At 62.7% G+C, this 18,369-nt stretch carries 18 protein-coding genes and 2 tRNA genes; all 20 read right to left on the bottom strand.

The genetic code is table 11. The features are described from left to right. Positions 1 to 7: 7 nt before the first annotated feature. Positions 8 to 1,513 carry a transcription termination factor NusA gene (gene nusA / locus VJR90_05605; GenBank protein ID HKV96949.1) on the bottom strand — a complete coding sequence of 502 codons (1,506 nt, stop codon included), beginning with the start codon at positions 1,511 to 1,513 and terminating at the stop codon, positions 8 to 10. A gap of 26 nt (positions 1,514 to 1,539) precedes the next feature. Then, entirely contained in the window at positions 1,540 to 1,974 is a 435-nt protein-coding gene (gene rimP / locus VJR90_05610) for a ribosome maturation factor RimP (GenBank protein ID HKV96950.1), read from the bottom strand. Between the two features lie 160 nt (positions 1,975 to 2,134). After that, positions 2,135 to 2,211, bottom strand: a tRNA-Met gene (locus tag VJR90_05615). A 126-nt stretch (positions 2,212 to 2,337) separates the two neighbouring features. Further along, positions 2,338 to 3,780, bottom strand: coding sequence for an NADH-quinone oxidoreductase subunit NuoN (gene nuoN, locus VJR90_05620; protein HKV96951.1), 1,443 nt, complete (start codon positions 3,778 to 3,780; stop codon positions 2,338 to 2,340). A 13-nt stretch (positions 3,781 to 3,793) separates the two neighbouring features. Then, complete coding sequence (locus tag VJR90_05625) at positions 3,794 to 5,308, bottom strand: NADH-quinone oxidoreductase subunit M (GenBank protein ID HKV96952.1); 1,515 nt, start codon at positions 5,306 to 5,308, stop codon at positions 3,794 to 3,796. A 16-nt stretch (positions 5,309 to 5,324) separates the two neighbouring features. Further along, positions 5,325 to 7,334, bottom strand: coding sequence for an NADH-quinone oxidoreductase subunit L (nuoL, locus tag VJR90_05630; protein ID HKV96953.1), 2,010 nt, complete (start codon positions 7,332 to 7,334; stop codon positions 5,325 to 5,327). Position 7,335: 1 nt separating this feature from the next. Continuing rightward, entirely contained in the window at positions 7,336 to 7,641 is a 306-nt protein-coding gene (gene nuoK / locus VJR90_05635) for an NADH-quinone oxidoreductase subunit NuoK (protein HKV96954.1), read from the bottom strand. Next, on the bottom strand, positions 7,638 to 8,255 hold the full coding sequence (locus VJR90_05640; GenBank protein HKV96955.1) for an NADH-quinone oxidoreductase subunit J: 618 nt from the start codon (positions 8,253 to 8,255) through the stop codon (positions 7,638 to 7,640). The genes nuoK and VJR90_05640 overlap by 4 nt, the downstream gene beginning before the upstream one ends. Before the next feature lie 11 nt (positions 8,256 to 8,266). Beyond that, positions 8,267 to 8,755 carry an NADH-quinone oxidoreductase subunit NuoI gene (gene nuoI / locus VJR90_05645; protein ID HKV96956.1) on the bottom strand — a complete coding sequence of 163 codons (489 nt, stop codon included), beginning with the start codon at positions 8,753 to 8,755 and terminating at the stop codon, positions 8,267 to 8,269. Positions 8,756 to 8,759: 4 nt separating this feature from the next. Further along, the gene (gene nuoH / locus VJR90_05650; protein ID HKV96957.1) at positions 8,760 to 9,833 is read right to left on the bottom strand and encodes an NADH-quinone oxidoreductase subunit NuoH; all 1,074 of its coding nucleotides are present in this window, start codon (positions 9,831 to 9,833) and stop codon (positions 8,760 to 8,762) included. Further along, entirely contained in the window at positions 9,833 to 12,268 is a 2,436-nt protein-coding gene (gene nuoG / locus VJR90_05655; GenBank protein ID HKV96958.1) for an NADH-quinone oxidoreductase subunit NuoG, read from the bottom strand. The genes nuoH and nuoG overlap by 1 nt, the downstream gene beginning before the upstream one ends. A gap of 23 nt (positions 12,269 to 12,291) precedes the next feature. After that, positions 12,292 to 13,596, bottom strand: a complete 1,305-nt coding sequence (gene nuoF / locus VJR90_05660; protein HKV96959.1) for an NADH-quinone oxidoreductase subunit NuoF — start codon at positions 13,594 to 13,596, stop codon at positions 12,292 to 12,294. Further along, positions 13,593 to 14,096 carry an NADH-quinone oxidoreductase subunit NuoE gene (gene nuoE, locus VJR90_05665; GenBank protein HKV96960.1) on the bottom strand — a complete coding sequence of 168 codons (504 nt, stop codon included), beginning with the start codon at positions 14,094 to 14,096 and terminating at the stop codon, positions 13,593 to 13,595. The genes nuoF and nuoE overlap by 4 nt, the downstream gene beginning before the upstream one ends. Next, the gene (locus VJR90_05670) at positions 14,093 to 15,346 is read right to left on the bottom strand and encodes an NADH-quinone oxidoreductase subunit D (protein HKV96961.1); all 1,254 of its coding nucleotides are present in this window, start codon (positions 15,344 to 15,346) and stop codon (positions 14,093 to 14,095) included. Before VJR90_05670 ends, nuoE begins: the two co-directional genes overlap by 4 nt. Further along, positions 15,339 to 16,031, bottom strand: coding sequence for an NADH-quinone oxidoreductase subunit C (locus VJR90_05675; protein ID HKV96962.1), 693 nt, complete (start codon positions 16,029 to 16,031; stop codon positions 15,339 to 15,341). Before VJR90_05675 ends, VJR90_05670 begins: the two co-directional genes overlap by 8 nt. 12 nt (positions 16,032 to 16,043) lie before the next feature. Then, entirely contained in the window at positions 16,044 to 16,523 is a 480-nt protein-coding gene (locus VJR90_05680) for an NADH-quinone oxidoreductase subunit B family protein (protein ID HKV96963.1), read from the bottom strand. Continuing rightward, complete coding sequence (ndhC, locus tag VJR90_05685; GenBank protein HKV96964.1) at positions 16,514 to 16,882, bottom strand: NADH-quinone oxidoreductase subunit A; 369 nt, start codon at positions 16,880 to 16,882, stop codon at positions 16,514 to 16,516. Before ndhC ends, VJR90_05680 begins: the two co-directional genes overlap by 10 nt. 56 nt (positions 16,883 to 16,938) lie before the next feature. Then, a tRNA-Leu gene (locus VJR90_05690) sits at positions 16,939 to 17,023 on the bottom strand. A 95-nt stretch (positions 17,024 to 17,118) separates the two neighbouring features. Further along, positions 17,119 to 17,514, bottom strand: coding sequence for a preprotein translocase subunit SecG (gene secG / locus VJR90_05695; GenBank protein ID HKV96965.1), 396 nt, complete (start codon positions 17,512 to 17,514; stop codon positions 17,119 to 17,121). A 30-nt stretch (positions 17,515 to 17,544) separates the two neighbouring features. Continuing rightward, positions 17,545 to 18,300 carry a triose-phosphate isomerase gene (gene tpiA, locus VJR90_05700; GenBank protein HKV96966.1) on the bottom strand — a complete coding sequence of 252 codons (756 nt, stop codon included), beginning with the start codon at positions 18,298 to 18,300 and terminating at the stop codon, positions 17,545 to 17,547. Positions 18,301 to 18,369: the final 69 nt, after the last annotated feature.

The raw sequence follows: 18,369 nt of genomic DNA on the forward strand, positions 1-18,369 counted from the left end.
CGCAGGATTACTTTGCTTGCGTCTCTGCGGCGGCAAACCAGGGCGCGCGCGCCGCGAGAATGAGTTCCGCGGCCTTGGTCTCGTCCAGGCCCTCGATGTCCTTGATGTCGTCCACGGCCTGCTCGGCCAGGTTTTCCTGGGTGACGATGCCACGGCCTGCCAGGCGGAAGGCCAGAGCGCGATCCATGCCGGTGAGGTTCAGCAGATCCTCCGCTGGTTCGGCTTCGCCCAGCTGCTCTTCGCTGGCGATCGCCTGGGTGAGCAGCACGTCGCGGGCACGGCCGCGCAGTTCTTCCACCATGGATTCGTCAAACTCCTCCACCGACTGGAGCTCGGAAGCCGGCACATAGGCGATTTCCTCGATGCTCGAGAAGCCTTCCTGCACCAGGATCGCGGCCATGTCCTCGTCCACGTCCAGCTGCTCCATGAACAGTTTCTGCAGCGTCTGCACCTCGGCCTCGCTCTTCTGCGTGGCCTGCTCCTGCGTCATGACGTTCAGTTCCCAACCGCTCAACTGGGTGGCGAGGCGCACGTTCTGGCCGCCGCGGCCGATGGCCTTGGCAAGATTGTCCTCGTTCACCGCGATGTCCATGCTGTGGGATTCCTCGTCCATGACGATGGCCTGGACTTCGGCCGGCGACATGGCGTTGATCACGAACTGCGCGGGATTGTCGTTCCAGGGAACGATGTCCACGCGCTCGCCAGAAAGTTCATTGGACACCGCCTGCACGCGCGAGCCGCGCATGCCCACGCAGGCGCCCACCGGATCGATGCGCGAATCGTTGCTCTTGACCGCCACCTTGGCGCGCACGCCGGGATCGCGGGCCGCGCCCTTGATCTCGATCAGCCCCTGCCCGACTTCCGGCACTTCCAGTTTGAACAGCTCGATGAGGAATTGCGGTGAGGTGCGCGTCACGAACAGCTGCGGGCCGCGCGGCTCGGGACGCACTTCGCGCAGATAGCCGCGGATGCGGTCGTTGGTGCGCACCGCCTCGCGCGGGATCATTTCCTCGCGCGCAATAAAGGCCTCGGCGTTGTTGCCGAGATCAATGTAAACGTTGCCGCGTTCCACGCGTTTGACCACGCCGGTCACCAGTTCGCCCACGCGGTCCTTGTAGGCTTCGACCACCTGCGCACGTTCGGCCTCGCGCACCTTCTGCACGATGACCTGCTTGGCGGTCTGCGCCGCGATGCGGCCGAACACCACCGATTCCATGGGTTCCTCGATGTACTCCCCCAACTGGATGTCGGGCTTGATGTCCACGGCATCCATGAGCCGCAGCTCGCGCTCGGGCGATTCCAGCGGTTCCTCGTCGGCGCGCACCAGCCAGCGGCGAAAGGTCTCGTAATCGCCGGTTTCGCGGTTGATGGCCACGCGCGCGTCAATCTCGCCGCCGTGCTTCTTGCGCGTGGCCGAAGCCAGCGCCGCCTCCAGCGCCTCGAAAATGATTTCCTTGGCAACGCCTTTCTCGTTGGAAACCGCGTCCACCACCAGCAATATCTCTTTGTTCATGTGCTCACATCCACAACTGTTGTGATTCAAAACTCCGGCGCCAGCCGCGCCTTGGCAATCTGCGCGAACGGCAAACGGAACATGGCGCCATCCACCTCGATCAACACCTCGGCGTTTTCCAGCCCGCGCAGCGTGCCGGAGAAACGCCGGCGGCCGTTGAGCGGCAAGTTCAGCTCGATACGCGCGCGCTTGCCGGACTGCGCGCTGAAGTCCTCAGGCTTGCGCAGCGGCCGATCCAGGCCCGGCGACGAGACTTCCAGGGTATAGGCCCCGGGAATCGGGTCCGCCACGTCCAGCACCGCGCTGATCTGGCGGCTGACCTTCTCGCAGTCGTCCAGCGTCACGCCCTGCGGCTGGTCTATGTAAAGCCGCAGCAGCTTGCCTTGGAACTCCAATTCCACGAGCTCGTAGCCCAGACCATTCAAGGCCGGCTCGATGATCCTCAGCAGCGTTTCGCGCATACACCGCCACAAACAAAAAATGGGCCCAAGGCCCATTCCACACGCCCCGCGGAACGGCGAGGCCCAAAAACGTCGCCCCGCAACCCAGGGCCCTTTCCCGCGCGGGCGGTCGCCAGCGGGCATTAAAAAGCCCCTGTGCGGGGCCCTGTCTCCAAGATCTTGGTAGCGGGGGCAGGATTTGAACCTGCGACCTTCGGGTTATGAGCCCGACGAGCTGCCAGACTGCTCCACCCCGCACCCGGCAGCCGCGAAATATATAGGTTTAAGCGCCTTTTTTCAAGCCAAACCGGGGCTTGAACCGCTCATTTCGTGCTCATTCTTGCGTGCTGGCGCCGGCCGTTCATGGCCGCAGCACACCCGGAGTCAGAACGTAATCACGTGGGCGCAGAGCGCCATGAGCGGCCCCGGCAGAATGCCGAGCGCCAGCACGGCGATGCCATTCGCGGACAGCAGCCAGCGCATCTCCAGCGGGCAGCGGATCGGCTTGGCGTCCTCGGGGGGCTTGTCGAAGTACATGAGCTTGATGACTTTGAGGTAATACCAGGCGCTGATCACCGCGAACACCACCGCCACCACCGCCAGCCACACCATGTGCACGTCAATCACCGCGCGCAGCACGTAGAGCTTGGCGAAGAATCCCACGAACGGCGGTACACCCGCCATGCCGAACATCACGAACATCATCATCCATGCGAACCACGGGCTGCGGTCGTTCAGGCCGCGGAAATCCTCGAGCCGGTCGGCTTCGAAGCCCTTGCGCGCCAGCAGGATGATCATGCCGAAGGCCGCCGCTGCCATGATCACGTAGGTAATCACGTAGAACATGGCTGCACGGTAGCCTTCGGTTGTGCCCGCGAGTATCCCGAGCAGGATGAAGCCCACATGCGACACGTTCGAATAGGCCAGCATGCGCTTGAGATTGGACTGCATCAGCGCCACGATGCTGCCCACGCCCATGGAAAGCACCGCCAGCACCGTGAGGATCAGATGCCATTCGAGTTTCAGCCCTCCCAAGCCCTCAACCAGCAGGCGGATGAACAGCGCAAAGATCGCGATCTTGGGCAACGCGCCCACATACAGCGTTACCGGCGTGATCGCGCCTTCGTAAACGTCCGGCAGCCACATGTGAAACGGCACGGCTTCGAGTTCAAAACACAGGCCCACGATCACGAAGCCGAGTGACAGCATGATGCCGATATTCACCAGCGAGGATTCCGCGATGTGCATGCCGAGCGCCGTGAGATCCAGCGTGCCCGAGGCGCCGTACAGCAGCGAGAACCCGTAGAGCAGCGTGCCCGAGGCGATGGCGCCCAGCACGAAGTACTTGATGGCCGCCTCCGAGCCGATCGGCGAATCGCGGTCCATCGCCACCATGGCGAACAGGCACAGCGCCAGCAGTTCCAGCCCCAGGTAGATGGTGATGAAATTGTGCGCAGAAATGATCACCATCATGCCAAGCATGCCGAACAGGCCGAGCACGTAGAATTCGCCCTTGAACAGACTGCGGTCGCGCAGGTAGCCGCGCGAGTACACGAACGTGACCGCCACCATCAGGTACACGAACAGCTTGAGCACGTTGCCCATACGGTCGTTCACGAACATGTCGTGGAAAGTCAGCAGCGGCGCATTGGCGGCTACCGCGAACGTCAGCCACGCGGTCGCGACCACGGTGGCGATCGACAGCCAATGGGTGATATCGCGCCACCGGTCATTGAGGAACACGTCCACGACCAGGATGAAGCACGCCATGCCGGCCACGAAGATCTCCGGCACGATGGGGGCGAATGAAGGCAACGTGGACATCATGCTTTGCCAGCCCTTAGAGTTTCGAGATCGTGGCCTGGTGGATCAGGTTGGTCACCGAGACGTGCATGACGTTGAGCAAGGGCTCGGGATACACGCCCAACCAGATCACCGCCACTGCCAGCAGGCCCAGCACCACGAATTCGCGCTTGTTCAGGTCCTGCATCTTCGCCACGTGCTCGTTGCCCACCGGCCCGAACAGCACGCGCTTGATGAGCCACAGGGTGAAGGCCGCGGCCAGGAACAGCGTAAAGGCCGCGCCGAATGCAATCCAGAAATTCGCATGCATGGCGGCCAGGATCACCATCCATTCGCCGACGAAACCCGAGGTTCCCGGCAGCGCCACATTGGCCATGGCGAACAGCACGAAGAAGAAGGCAAACGCCGGCATGAGATTGATTACGCCGCCGTAGGCGCTGATTTCGCGCGTGTGCAGGCGGTCGTACATCACGCCGATGCACAGGAACATCGCGCCGGAGACGAAGCCGTGCGAGATCACCTGCACCATGCCGCCTTCCATGCCCATGGCGGCGGCGTCCTGATTCGCAGTGCGCGCGAGGATGAGGAAGATGATGAAGAACCCGAGCGTGCAGAAACCCATGTGCGCGACCGAGGAATACGCGACCAGCTTCTTCATGTCGGTCTGCACGATGCTCACAAAGCCGATGTAGATGATCGCGACCAGCGACAACCCGATCATCAGCCACATGAGTGCATGACTGGCATTGGGCGCGATCGGCAGGCTGAAACGCAGGAAGCCGTAGGTACCCATCTTCAGCAGGATCGCAGCCAGGATCACCGAGCCGCCGGTGGGCGCTTCCACGTGCGCCGCCGGCAGCCAGGTGTGCACCGGCCACATCGGCACCTTGACGCCGAAGGCCACGAGGAACGCAATGAAAATCAGTACCTGCGCGGTCATGCCGAGCGGCATCTGCTGGAAGGCCGCGATGCTGAAGCTGCCCGCCTGCAGGTACAGATAGATGATCGCGACCAGCATCAGCACTGAGCCGAAAAATGTGTAGAGAAAGAACTTGAGCGTGGCATAGATGCGCCGCGGCCCACCCCAGATGCCGATGATGATGAACATCGGGATGAGCATGCCTTCCCACAGCACGTAGAACAGCAGCGCGTCCATGGCCGCGAACACGCCGTTCATCAGCCCCGCCATGATCAGGAACGAGGCCATGTATTGCGCGAGCTTGTAGTGGATGACTTCCCAGCCCGCGATCACCACCAGCACGGTCATGAAATTGGTGAGCAGGATCAGCGGCATGGAGATGCCGTCCACGCCCAGGCTGTAGTGGACGTTGAAGGCGCCGATCCAGTTGGCGCTCTCCACGAACTGCATGGCCGCGGTGTGGGTGTTGAACTCGCTCCACAGCGGAATGCTCATGGCGAACACCACCACCGAGAACAGCAGCGCCAGCCAGCGCACCGACGCCGGCCACACGCGCCCGGCCAGCAGCACCACGCAGCCACCGATGATCGGCAGCCACAACATGGCACTCAGGATGGGAAAATGCGCGGGCATCGGCTATTCCTTGTTATCAGCGCAGCAACAGCCAGCCCAGCAGCACGCACAGGCCGATGATCATCACGAACGCGTAGTGATACAGATACCCCGTCTGGCCGCGGCGCAGGACGCGCGAGAACCAGCCCACGGCCTTGGCGCTGCCGTCCACGAGCACGCCGTCAATCACCGCGCCGTCACCGCCGATCCACAGCCAGCGGCCAAGCATGCGCGAGCCCGCCTCGACGAACAACGCGTAGGCCTCGTCGAAATAGAACTTGTGCACCAGCAACTGGTAAAGCGGATTGAATGCTTTGGCCAGCACCGCCGGCCAGGCCGGCTTGTAGATATAGAAAATCCAGGCTACCACCAGCCCAGCGATTGCCAGCCACAATGTAGGCGTCGCCACGCTCGCCGCCACCATGGCGCCGGCGCCGTGAAATTCCTCCGCCAGCTTCTGCATTACGTGGTGCTCGGGCGCCACGTAAATCGAGCTGCCGAAGAAGCCGCCGTACAGCAGCGGCTTGATCGTCAGCCAGCCGATGACCACCGAGGCGATGCCGAGCAGCATGAGCGGCACGGTCACCACCCAAGGCGACTCGCGCGGCGCGTGCGGCAGATGCCCGGGCGCCAACTCCTCGTGGCCGCCGTGGCCGGCGCCCTGCTCGACCACGAAGCGCTCCTTGCCGTGGAAGGTCATGAACACGCAGCGGAAGGTGTACAGGCCGGTGACGAAGGCGCCGAGCAGCACGCACCAATAGGCGAACACCGCGCCGCTGCGCTGCGAGTCATGCACCGCGTCAATGATGGAGTCCTTGGAAAAGAACCCGGCAAATCCCGGGAATGCGATGAGCGCCAGCGAACCCGCGAGAAAGGTGAAATACGTGATCGGCATGTACTTGCGCAGACCGCCCATGTTGCGCATGTCCTGGTCGTGGTGCATGGCCATGATCACCGAGCCGGAGCCGAGAAACAGCAGCGCCTTGAAGAAGGCATGCGTCATCAAGTGGAAAATGCCGGCCGCATAGGCCGACGCACCGAGTGCGGCCGCCATGTAGCCCAGTTGTGAAATGGTGGAATACGCGATCACGCGCTTGATGTCGTTCTGCACGATGCCCACGAGCCCGAGGAAGAACGCCGTGATCGCGCCGACGATCATCACCGCCGAGAGCGCGGTGTCGGAAAGCTCGAACAGCGGTGACAGGCGTGCCACCATGAAGATGCCGGCGGTCACCATGGTGGCAGCGTGGATCAGGGCGGAAATCGGCGTCGGGCCCTCCATGGAGTCCGGCAACCACACATGCAGCGGCACCTGCGCGGATTTTCCCACCGCGCCCACGAACAGCAGGATGCAGATCACCGTCGGCACCGACCAGACCAGGCCGGAGAACAGTTCGATGTGCTGGCCGGCGAGCGCGGGGGCGTGCGCGAACACCTGGCTGTAATCCAGACTGCCGGAAGAGCTGAGCACCAGCGCGATGCCGAGGATGAAGCCGAAATCGCCCACGCGATTCACGATGAAGGCCTTGAGGCCGGCGCGAATCGCCGTGGGGCGCGTGTACCAGAAGCCGATCAGCAGGTAGGACACCAGGCCGACCAGCTCCCAGCCGATGAACAGCTGCAGGAAGTTGTTGGCCATCACCAGTATCAGCATGGAAAACGTGAACAGCGAGATGTAACTGAAGAACCTCTTGTAGCCAGGGTCCTCCGCCATGTAGCCGATGGTGTAGATGTGCACCATCAATGACACGAAGCTCACCACCGTCATCATGAGCGCGCTCAGCCGGTCAATCATGAAGCCGATGCTGAAATGGATATTGCCGATGCTGCCCCAATCGTAGAGATTGATGTCGTAGCTGCCCAGGCCCGCGAACACCATCTGCCACAGCACCCAGGCGGACAGCGCGGTGGACAGCGCCACGGCAAGAATGGTGAGTACGTGTGCGCTCCAGCGCAGGATGAAACGCATGCCACAGCCCACAATGACCGCGGCGGTCAGCGGAGCCAGCACGATGGCGACAAGCATCATGGGCAGGAATGCGCTCATGTCAGTGTTTCAGGCTGTCAATGTCGTCGACGTTGATGCTGCTGCGGTTGCGGAACACCACCACCACGATGGCCAGGCCGATGGAAGCTTCCGCGGCCGCCACCGTGAGGATGAAAAACACGAATACCTGGCCGGAAATGTCGTTCAGGTAGCGTGAGAATGCGATGAAATTAAAATTCGCGGCCAGCAGCAGCAGCTCCACGCACATCAGCAGCAGGATCACGTTCTTGCGGTTGAGGAAAATACCCGCCAAGCCGATGGCGAACAGCGCGCCGCTCAGGGCGAGAAAGTCGAACAGCGTGATCACGGGTTCTTCTCCGGGGTGCGGGGCTCAGACGGCATCTTCACGATGCGCAGGCGTCCGTGTTTGGCGCTGACCCGCACTTGTTTGGAGATGTTCTGGTGGCGCACACCCGGTCGCCGGCGCAAGGTAAGCATGATGGCCGCGACGATACCGACCAACAGCACCACGGCGGCAAGCTCGAACGGGAAGGCGTAGGCGGTGTAAATCGTCTCGCCCAGGGCACGCGTGTTACTGAAGTCGGCAGCATGCGGCAAGGGCGTGCCGAAGCTCACCCCCAGCTCGCGGCTGTACACCACGTAGCCGATTTCGGCGAACACGATCAGCGCCACCACCACGCCGAGCGGCGCATAGCGCACCAATCCGTGGCGCAGCGACTGGCTATCGGTATCCAGCATCATCACGATGAACAGGAACAGCACCATCACCGCGCCCACGTACACCAGCACCAGCACCAGCGCCAGGAACTCGGCGTGCAGCAGCAACCACAGGCCGGCGCTGGCCACGAAGGTCATGACCAGAAACAGCGCCGCATGCACCGTGTGGCGCGCGGTAATTACGCCCAGCGCTGACCCGATGGTCAGCGCTGCGAGCACGATAAATACGATTTGCTGGATCAAAGGTGCCTCGTTCAGCGGTAAGGGGCATCCGCGGCGCGATCCGCCGCGATCTGGGCCTCGTAGTTGTCACCCAAGGCCAGCATCATCTCCTTGGTATAGATCTGCTCACCGCGTTTCTCGAAATGAAAGTCCGTAACCGCGGTCAGCACGATGGAATCCACCGGGCAGGCCTCTTCGCACAGGCCGCAATAGATGCACTTGAAAAGATCAATGTCGTAGCGCGTGGTGCGGCGCGTACCGTCCTCGCGCATCTCGGAATCAATGGTGATGGCGAGCGCCGGGCACACTGCTTCGCAGAGCTTGCAGGCAATGCAGCGCTCCTCGCCGTTCGCATAGCGGCGCAGCGCATGCAGGCCGCGGTAGCGCGGAGATTTGGGCGTGTGCTCCTCGGGATAGCGCACCGTGAACTTGTGGGCGAAGAACAGCCGACCGGTCAGGGCCAGGCCCTCGAACAGCTCAACCAGCAGCAAACCCCGCACCCAACGCACTAGCGCATGCATGACGTCACGCAAACCACGGTGGAACCTTGAACACTACGGCAATGCTTTCCAGCACCAGCCACACGATGGTGATCGGTATGAACACCTTCCAGCCGAGCCGCATGATCTGGTCATAGCGGTAGCGCGGGAACGTGGCCCGGAACCACAGGAAGCAGTACAGAAAGAAACACACCTTGAGTGCGAACCAGATGAAGCTCGTGGCGGTGAGGAATCCGAGCGGGCTCGCGGCCAGCGCCTGCCAGCCCTGAAACGGTGACAGCCAGCCGCCGCAAAACATCACGGTGGCGAGCGCCGACACCAGGATCATGTTGGCGTATTCGGCAAGAAAAAACGCCGCGAACGCGGTGCCGGAATACTCCACGTGAAATCCGGCCACGATCTCGGACTCGCCCTCGGCCACGTCGAACGGCAGGCGGTTGGTTTCGGCCACGCCCGAGATGAAATACACGAAGAACAGCGGCAGCAGCGGCCAGGCATACCAGTGCCCGATGTTGCCGCTCTGGCCCAGCACGATTTCGTTTAGATTCAGGCTGCGGCCGGCGAGCAGCACGCCCACGAGCGCGAAACCCATGGCGATCTCGTAGGCCACCATCTGCGCGGCCGAACGCATGGCGCCCAGAAACGCGTAACGCGAGTTCGAGGCCCAGCCCGACAGGATGATGCCGTACACGCCGAAGGAACTCACCGCCAGCAGATACAGCAGCCCGGCGTTGGCGTTCGACAAAATCACGCCGTTGCTGAACGGAATCACCGCCCAGGCCACGAGTGCGGTGGTGATGGAGATGACCGGCGCCACGAGAAACAGAAAGCGGTTGGCGTTCGTGGGCAGCACCACTTCCTTGAACACCAGCTTGAAGACGTCGGCGAACGGCTGCAGCAGCCCCCATGGGCCCACGCGGTTGGGTCCCATGCGCACCTGCATGAAGCCGATGACGCGCCGCTCGGCGTACGTCATGTACGCCACCGCCAGCACCAGGCAGATGATGAGGATGATGATGAACACGATCGAACGGATGGTGAGCTGCAGGTCGGGCGGCAGCGAATTCCAGTAACTCACCAGGCTGTGCAGCGTGCCCATCAGCCCTTCTCCACTGTCACGGCGGCGGTGAGCGGCGCAAACGCCGCGGTGACTGCGATGCCCGCGGGCCAGACCACTTCACCCGCCTGCACGCTTCTGTCCAGTTTCACCGGCAGTGAAACTGCGCTGCCGTTGTATTTGACCCTGGCTTGGCCGCCATCAACGAGTTTCAACCTTTCGGCATCCTCGGGAGACAGGCGCAACCATGCAGCATCGGCATCCCGCGTCTGCTGCAGCGGCCCGGCGCGGCGCACCAGCATGTCGGCCGCATACAACGGCACCTCGGCGAAACTTTGCAAGCCCGGACTTGTGGATTCCTGCGCGCTCACGATCCGGGAGCCACGAAAGCTGTTGTCCGGCTTGATCTCGCGGAGCTGCGCCTTGAGTTCGTCGCACACCTCTTCGGACGACTGATAGTCGAACCCATCCACCTGGCAGGCATTGCCCAGCACCCGCAGAATTTTCCACGCCGGCCGCGCTTCACCCAGCGGCTTGACCATGCCGGTGAAACTCTGCCAGCGGCCTTCGGCATTCACAAAAGTGCCCGAGGTTTCACCGAAGGTCGCGGCCGGCAGCAGCACCGAGGCATAACCCAGCATGCGTTCGGTCACATAGGGCGTGACGGATACGACCGCGCTCGCCGACTTGAACGCAGCCATGGCGTACGCGCCGTCCCAGCAATCGAGTTCAGGCTCCACGCCCATGAGCAGATACGCGCGGCGCGGCTGGGCGAACATGCCTTTGGCATCCAGGCCCCGGATCGCGGCACTCTTCCCGCCCGGCAGACGATGCGGCACCGCGCCCGCGAGCCAGGCGCCCGCGCTGTTGGCGCCCTCGCTGATGTAACCAAGCTGCGCACCGGTGGCCTGCGCCAGGGCCGCGGCCAGTGCGCGCAGGTCCGCATAGTACGGATGCTGCAGCGCCAGATGTCCGAGCAGCACGGACTTGCGGCCATCCTCACGCAGCTTGGCCGCAATCGTTTTATGTATCTCGGTGGGTTTTTGCGCCTTGACAATATCCTGCAGATGCGTGGGCGCCGCTCCGCCCTGCAACGCAGCTTTCAGTATGGCCGCGAGATTCGCCGGCATGCCGCGCGTGCCGGCATTCACATACGCGGCCATCGGGAACAGGAATTCATATTCGCGCGGATTGAGGAACATGACTTTGGCGCCGTGTGCGCCCGCCATCTGCTCGGTGTGCGCCATGAGCTGGTAGGTATAGCTGTCACTGCCCGCCTGGTTGCCGCGCATCGCCGCCATGCGCAGGCGATGCGCCAGCATCGGCGCCTCCTTGCGCGTATTGGAACCGATCACCAGCACCGCATCGAGCTGCGCCAGGTCTTCGAGCGACTGACCGAGCCACGGGAACAGCGGCTCGAACTCGTCGTCGCGGAAGTCCGCCTGCCGCAGGCGCGTATCCACACTGTGGATGCCGAGCGCGCGTACCAGTTTCTGCAGCAGGTACAGCTCTTCGAGCGTTGAATTCGGCGAGGCCAGCGCCGCGGCATCGCCGCGCACCGACTGCAGCGCCGTCGCGGCAGCCGTGAGCGCGGTTTGCCAGTCGGTCTCGCGCCACGCGCCGTCCTGCTTGATCCGCGGGCGCAGCAGGCGTTCCTGCGAATCAATCCCGGTGTAGCTGAAACGGTCGCGATCGGATATCCAGGCCTCGTTCACCGCTTCGTTGGCCCGCGACACCACGCGCATGACCTTGCCGCGCAGCACGTGACCGTAAAGATTCGAGCCTACGCAATCGTGCGGCGAGACGCCCTCGATCTGGGTCATCTCCCAACCACGGCCGTGCATCTTGAAGGGCTTGGAATTGAGTGCGCCCACCGGACAGATGTCAATCACGTTGCCGGAGAGTTCGCTGTCCACGCTGCGCGCCACGTAGGTGCCCACCAGCGAGTGCTCGCCGCGCCCGGTATCGCCGAGTTCCTGGATGCCGCCGATTTCCTGCAGAAAGCGGATGCAGCGCGTGCAGTAAATGCAGCGCGTCATGAATGTCTGGATGAGCGGGCCGATATCGTTGTCCTTGACCGCGCGCTTGCGCTCGGAAAACCGCGCGATGTGGCGGCCGTAGCCCATGGAGAGATCCTGCAATTCGCACTCGCCGCCTTGGTCGCAGATCGGGCAGTCCAGCGGATGGTTGATGAGCAGGAACTCCATGGTGCCGCGCTGCGCGTCGAGGGCGCGCTGCGAGCGCGTGAGTACCTTCATGCCCTCGGCTACCGGCGTGGCGCAGGCCACCAGGGGCTTCGGCGCCTTCTCCACTTCCACCAGGCACATGCGGCAGTTCGCGGCTACCGAAAGTTTTTCGTGATAGCAGAAGCGCGGGATGTAAATACCCTCGCGATCCGCGGCGCAGATGATCATCTCACCCTTGTGCGCCTTGATCGGCTTGCCATCAATCTCGATGTTGACGAACGCTTCAGCCATGATTCAGCAGTCTCACTTCAATCTCAGGCGGCCTGGCGTTTGGCGCCGGGGCCGACCAGGCAGCAGCCGTGGTCAATGTGGTATTGGAATTCGTCGCGGAAATGGCGGATGAAACCCTGTACCGGCCAGGCCGCCGCATCGCCGAAAGCGCAAATCGTATGGCCCTCGATGTGTTTGGACACGTCCACCACCATGTCGAGGTCCTGCGGCCGGCCCTGGCCGTGCTCGATGCGCGAGATCACGCGGTGCATCCAGCCGGTGCCTTCGCGGCAGGGCGTGCATTGCCCGCAGGATTCGGAGTAAAAGAAACGCGAAATCACTTCCAGCGCGCGCACCATGCAGGTGTCCTCATCCATGACCACGATCGCGCCCGAACCGAGCATCGAGCCGGCCTTGCGCAGCGAGTCGAAATCCATGTCGCAGGCCAGCATGGTGTCGGCGGGCAACACCGGCGCCGAGACCCCACCCGGAATCACGGCTTTCAGGCGCTTGCCCTTCCACACGCCGCCGGCCAGGGCGAGTAATTCCCTGAACGGCGTCCCCATCGGCACTTCGAAATTGCCGGGTTTGTCCACGTGGCCGGTGACCGAGAAAATCTTGGTGCCGCTGTTGTTAGGCTTGCCGAAGGCGGCGAACCATTTGGCGCCGTTGAGCATGATGCTCGGCACCGAAGCGAAGGTCTCGGTGTTGTTGACCGTGGTCGGGCGACCGAACACGCCGAAGTTCGCGGGAAACGGCGGCTTGAACCGCGGCCAACCTTTCTTGCCTTCAAGCGAATCCAGGAGCGCGGTTTCCTCGCCGCAGATGTAGGCGCCCGCACCGAGGTGCGAGTGGATATCCACGCGCACGCCGGATTTCAGAATGTTCTCGCCCAGCAATCCCTGCTCATAGGCTTCCTTGAGCGCCTGCTCGAAGCGCCGGTAGGGCTCGTCCGAAAATTCGCCGCGCATGTAGTTATATCCAACCTCGGCGCGCATGGCGTAGCACCCGATCGCCATGCCTTCGACCACGGCATGCGGATTGAACCGCAGGATGTCGCGGTCCTTGCAGGTTCCGGGTTCGGATTCGTCGGAGTTGCACACCACGTAGGACGGACCGGTGGGCGTGCGCGGCATGAAGCTCCATTTCACGCCGGTGGGAAATCCCGCGCCGCCGCGCCCGCGCAGGCCCGAAGCCTTCACTTCTTCGACCACCTGTTCGGGCGGAATCTTGTCCTTGAGGATCTTCCGCCACGCCTTGTAGCCGCCCACTTTGAGATAGTTCTCGAACGTCCACGGCTGATCGAACTGCAGGGTGTTGTGGCAGACCTGATCCAGCGGAATGCTCATTTCAGGCCCTCCAGGATCTTGTCCACCTTTTCCGGCGTGAGATTCTCGTAATACTTGTGATCCACCATCATCATGGGCGCGCCGGCGCAAGCCGCCAGGCACTCCTCTTCGCGTTTCAGGTAACAGCGCCCGTCGGAGGTGCTCTCGCCGGTTTTCACGCCGAGCTTCTTTTCGATGTGCGCCACGATGTCGTCGGCACCGCGCAACATGCAGGATATATTGGTGCACACCGCGATGCTGTGCCGGCCCACGGGCTTGGTCTCGAAATTCGAGTAGAAGCTCGCGACCTCGTACACCATGATGGGCTGGAGCTTGAGATACGCGGCCACCGCATCCATCAGCTCCACGCTCAGATAGCCGCCGTTCTCGTGCTGCGCCTCGCGCAAGGCGACGAATACCGCGGAACGCAGGCGGCCGTCCGGGTATTTCTTAACGGCCTCGTCAGTCGCTTCACGCACGTGCTTCGACAGGCCCGCGGTTTTCACGGCGGTGGCGGTCACCGGTCCACCTCGCCGAACACCAGATCCTGGGTGCCGATGATGGCCACCAGATCCTGCAGCATGTGGCCACGCACCATCTCGTCCAGCGCCGCAAGATGCGCAAACCCGGCGGCGCGGATTTTCACGCGGAACGGTTTGTTGGCGCCGTCGGAAATCATGTAGATGCCGAATTCGCCTTTGGGGTGCTCGATGGCTACATACGCCTCGCCTTCCGGCACGCAGTAGCCTTCGGTCATGTACTTGAAGTGGTGGATCAGGGATTCCATGTCGGATTTCATCTCTTCGCGCAGCGGCGGCGTGACCTTGTGATCCTCCAGCCACACGGGTCCGGGGTTGGCCCGCAGCCACTGGATGCACTGTTGCACGATGCGGTTCGACTGGCGCATTTCCTCGATACGCACCAGATAACGGTCGTAGCAATCGCCGTTCACGCCCACGGGGATGTCGAAATCCATCCGGTCGTAAACCGCGTAGGGCTGCTTCCGGCGCAAATCCCACTCGATGCCCGAGCCGCGCAGCATCGGTCCGGAAAATCCGAGCTGCAGCGCGCGCTCCGGTGAGACCACGCCGATGCCGACGGTGCGCTGCTTCCAGATGCGGTTGTCGGTGAGCAGCGTCTCGTACTCGTCCACCAGTTTGGGAAAGCGCCGCGTGAAGTCCTCGATGAAATCCAGCAGCGAGCCCTCGCGTGGCCGGTTCATGCGGCGCATGTCCCCCTGGCTGCGGAAGCGCGACTTCTGGTATTGCGGCATGTAATCGGGGAGATCGCGATACACGCCACCGGGGCGGTAGTAAAAGGCATGCATGCGCGCCCCCGACACCGCCTCGTACATGTCCATGATGTCTTCGCGCTCACGGAAGCAATACAGGAACACCGTGAGCGCGCCGATATCCATGGCGTGCGATCCCAGCCACAGCAGGTGATTGGTGATGCGCGTCAGTTCGTCGTACAGGGTGCGGATGTATTGCGCGCGCACCGGCGGCTCGATGCCCATGAGCTTCTCGATGGCGAGCACGTAGGCGTGCTCGTTGCACATCATGGACACGTAATCCAGCCGGTCCATATAGCCGATGCTCTGGTGGTAGATCTTGCTTTCCATGAGTTTTTCGGTGGCGCGGTGCAACAGCCCGATGTGCGGGTCCGCCTTGGTGACCACTTCGCCGTCCATCTCCAGGATCAGGCGCAGCACGCCGTGCGCGGACGGATGCTGCGGTCCGAAGTTCATGGTGTAGTTGCGGATCTCAGGCATCTTTCGGCAAATCCTTGAACGCTGGCACGTAGCGCGCATCCTGCCGGATCACGCGCGGCACCAGCACGCGGCGGTCAATGACCACCGGCTCGTACACCACGCGCTTTTTCTCCGGGTCATAGCGCACTTCGACATTGCCGGAAAGCGGGAAATCCTTGCGGAACGGATGGCCCACGAAACCATAATCGGTGAGAATGCGACGCAGATCGGGATGCCCGTTGAACAGGATGCCGAAAAAGTCGAAGGCTTCACGTTCGAACCAGTTGGCCGAAGCCCAGATGTCGGTGACCGAGTCCATCATGGGCGGGTCGTCCGGACAATAGGCGCGCAGCCGCAGGCGCTGGTTGTGCCGGATCGAGAGCAGGTGATAAACTACGGCAAAGCGCGGAGTTTTGCGCGCCTCGATGTCCCAGGTCCGGCGGTTGGCGCCGCGTGCAAATCCGGTGGCCGTGGCGTGCTGCGTGAGCCACTCATCCTCGCCGTAACCGAGGTAATCCACCCCGCATACATCCATGAGCTGTTCGAACTGGAACGGCTCCTCGTCGCGCAACGCCCGGCAGATATCGCGCACATCGGCCGCGGGCAATTCGCAGGTCAACTGGTCCACGCTCGACGGCACCTGCGTCAGCTTCTTCCCGAAGCGCGCTTCGAGTGCGCCGGCGAGTTTGTCGGTGGCCATGCTCATGAATTCATCCGGCTAACGCGCAATCGTGTTGGTGCGCTTGATCTTCTTCTGCAGCTGAATGATGCCGTACAGAAGCTGCTCGGCGCTCGGCGGGCAGCCGGGGACGTACACGTCCACCGGCACGATGCGGTCGCAACCGCGCACCACCGCATAGGAATAGTGATAGTAGCCGCCGCCGTTGGCGCACGAGCCCATGGAAATCACCCAGCGCGGCTCGGGCATCTGGTCGTACACCTTGCGCAGCGGCGGCGCCATCTTGTTGACCAGCGTGCCGGCCACGATCATCACGTCGGATTGGCGCGGACTGGGACGGAAGATCACGCCAAAGCGGTCCAGGTCGTAACGCGCGGCGCCCGCGTGCATCATTTCCACGGCGCAGCACGCCAGGCCGAAGGTCATGGGCCAGAGCGACCCGGTGCGCGCCCAGTTGACCACCGCATCCACACTGGTGGTGACGAAACCGCCCTGCTCGCTGCGCGGCCCTACTCCCATTCCAGCGCTCCCTTCTTCCACTCGTAGATAAAGCCGACCACCAGAATGCCGAGGAAGATCATCATGGCGTAGAAGCCGAACAGGTCCATGCCGTGCAGCGTCACTGCCCAGGGAAACAGGAAGGCGATTTCGAGATCGAAGATGATGAACAGGATCGCGACCAGGTAGTAGCGCACGTCGAATTTTGCGCGGCTGTCCGCGAAAGGCTCGAAGCCGCACTCGTAAGGAGAGTCTTTCTCGCTGTCGGGGCGGCGATTGCGCAACAACGTGCTGGCCACGAACCCGGCGCCCACCAGCACGCAGCCAAAAAGGCCGCCCAGGATCAGGAACAGCAAGATGGGAACGTAATTCTGGAGCATGCTCTCCTACCGGATACTGCGGCGATCCCCCTGCACAACCGGTCGCCGCGAGGGGCTGGTGCCGACGGGGAGACTCGAACTCCCACGGTTTTACCCACTACCACCTCAAAGTAGCGTGTCTACCAATTCCACCACGTCGGCAATGTGGGTTGCAGGTACCGGCGCGTTTGCCAGTCGTCCACAGAGGCAGGCAATTTTAACGTATCGCAACGCCAAAAGGCGATGCGCGGGTCACGTCATCGACCGCCGGGAGGTTTGGCCGGCGGCTTGGTCACGGCTGCGGGCGGCCCGGAAGCCCCCGAAGATGGCTTGGCTATCGGCGGTTGCTGTACGGCCGGCTGTGAAGTTGCGGCCTGCTGCTGCGCGGCACGCTCCACGACGCTTTGCGGCGTCGCGGTGGTGTGATGCGACAGGTACGCCATGGCCAAAGCCAGGATGAAAAACGCCGTGGCCAGGATGGCCGTGGCGTGGCTGAGAAAATTGGCCGAGCCGCCCGCGCCGAATACCGTGCCGGAGGAACCGCTGCCGAACGCGGCGCCCGCATCCGCACCCTTGCCCTGCTGCAGCAGAATCAATGCAATCAGGGCCACCGCGACGAACACCAGGATGATTTCAAGGATCGTGTACAGCATGCAAACACTCTGAACTATAAGGTAGATGAATCAAGTTGCCGCCCGGCAGATCGCCACAAACTCGGGTGCTTCCAGAGAGGCCCCACCGGCCAGGGCGCCGTCAATGTCAGGCATGTGGAACAGGTCGCCGGCGTTGGACGACTTGACGCTGCCGCCATAGATCACGCGTAAATCCGTGGCTATTTTAGCATCATCCCGCGCGATTCTTGCCCGGATCAGCGCGTGCACCTCCTGGGCTTCGGTCGGCGTTGCCATCTTGCCCGTGCCGATGGCCCACACCGGTTCGTAGGCCACCACCGCCTTGGCAAACGCGGCAATGCCGGAGGTGGCAAGCACCGCCTCGAGCTGGCGCAACACCACGACATGAGTCTCACCCCGCTCACGTTCCGCGAGCGTTTCGCCCACACACACGATAGGTATGAGCCCGGCCGTCAGCGCCGCCGCAAACTTGCGCGCCACCAGCTCGTCGCTCTCGTTATAAAAGGTACGCCGTTCGGAATGGCCGACAATCACGTATTGGCAACCGCAGTCGCGCAGCATCCCGGCCGAAATCTCGCCGGTGTAGGCGCCGTCGGACGCAACGTCACAGACATCCTGCGCGCCGAGGCCCACCGCAGTTCCGTGCAGGACCACCGCAACCTCGGCCAAGTGTACGTAGGGCGGACATAGCACCACGTTCGCTCGCACATCTTTTGCCACGCCCTGAACGACCGCCCCGGCCAGGCTGCGGGCGCCCTCGCGCGTGCCATGCATCTTCCAGTTGCCGGCTATCAGTCGTTTGCGCATGGGATCGCGCCAGTGGCTTATGCAAAAAGGTGTGAGAGCTTAGCGGTGGATTGCGTCGGAATCAACCTT

Source organism: Gammaproteobacteria bacterium, assembly GCA_035279405.1.
Taxonomy (GTDB): domain Bacteria; phylum Pseudomonadota; class Gammaproteobacteria; order Natronospirales; family REEB76; genus REEB76.

Coding starts and splice junctions, on each gene's coding strand:
- nusA (HKV96949.1), bottom strand. CDS start 1,513: ATGAACAAAGAGATATTGCTGGTGGTGGACGCGGTTTCCAACGAGAAA.
- rimP (HKV96950.1), bottom strand. CDS start 1,974: ATGCGCGAAACGCTGCTGAGGATCATCGAGCCGGCCTTGAATGGTCTG.
- nuoN (HKV96951.1), bottom strand. CDS start 3,780: ATGATGTCCACGTTGCCTTCATTCGCCCCCATCGTGCCGGAGATCTTC.
- VJR90_05625 (HKV96952.1), bottom strand. CDS start 5,308: ATGCCCGCGCATTTTCCCATCCTGAGTGCCATGTTGTGGCTGCCGATC.
- nuoL (HKV96953.1), bottom strand. CDS start 7,334: ATGAGCGCATTCCTGCCCATGATGCTTGTCGCCATCGTGCTGGCTCCG.
- nuoI (HKV96956.1), bottom strand. CDS start 8,755: ATGCATGCGCTAGTGCGTTGGGTGCGGGGTTTGCTGCTGGTTGAGCTG.
- nuoH (HKV96957.1), bottom strand. CDS start 9,833: ATGGGCACGCTGCACAGCCTGGTGAGTTACTGGAATTCGCTGCCGCCC.
- nuoG (HKV96958.1), bottom strand. CDS start 12,268: ATGGCTGAAGCGTTCGTCAACATCGAGATTGATGGCAAGCCGATCAAG.
- nuoF (HKV96959.1), bottom strand. CDS start 13,596: ATGAGCATTCCGCTGGATCAGGTCTGCCACAACACCCTGCAGTTCGAT.
- VJR90_05670 (HKV96961.1), bottom strand. CDS start 15,346: ATGCCTGAGATCCGCAACTACACCATGAACTTCGGACCGCAGCATCCG.
- VJR90_05675 (HKV96962.1), bottom strand. CDS start 16,031: ATGAGCATGGCCACCGACAAACTCGCCGGCGCACTCGAAGCGCGCTTC.
- VJR90_05680 (HKV96963.1), bottom strand. CDS start 16,523: ATGGGAGTAGGGCCGCGCAGCGAGCAGGGCGGTTTCGTCACCACCAGT.
- ndhC (HKV96964.1), bottom strand. CDS start 16,882: ATGCTCCAGAATTACGTTCCCATCTTGCTGTTCCTGATCCTGGGCGGC.
- secG (HKV96965.1), bottom strand. CDS start 17,514: ATGCTGTACACGATCCTTGAAATCATCCTGGTGTTCGTCGCGGTGGCC.
- tpiA (HKV96966.1), bottom strand. CDS start 18,300: ATGCGCAAACGACTGATAGCCGGCAACTGGAAGATGCATGGCACGCGC.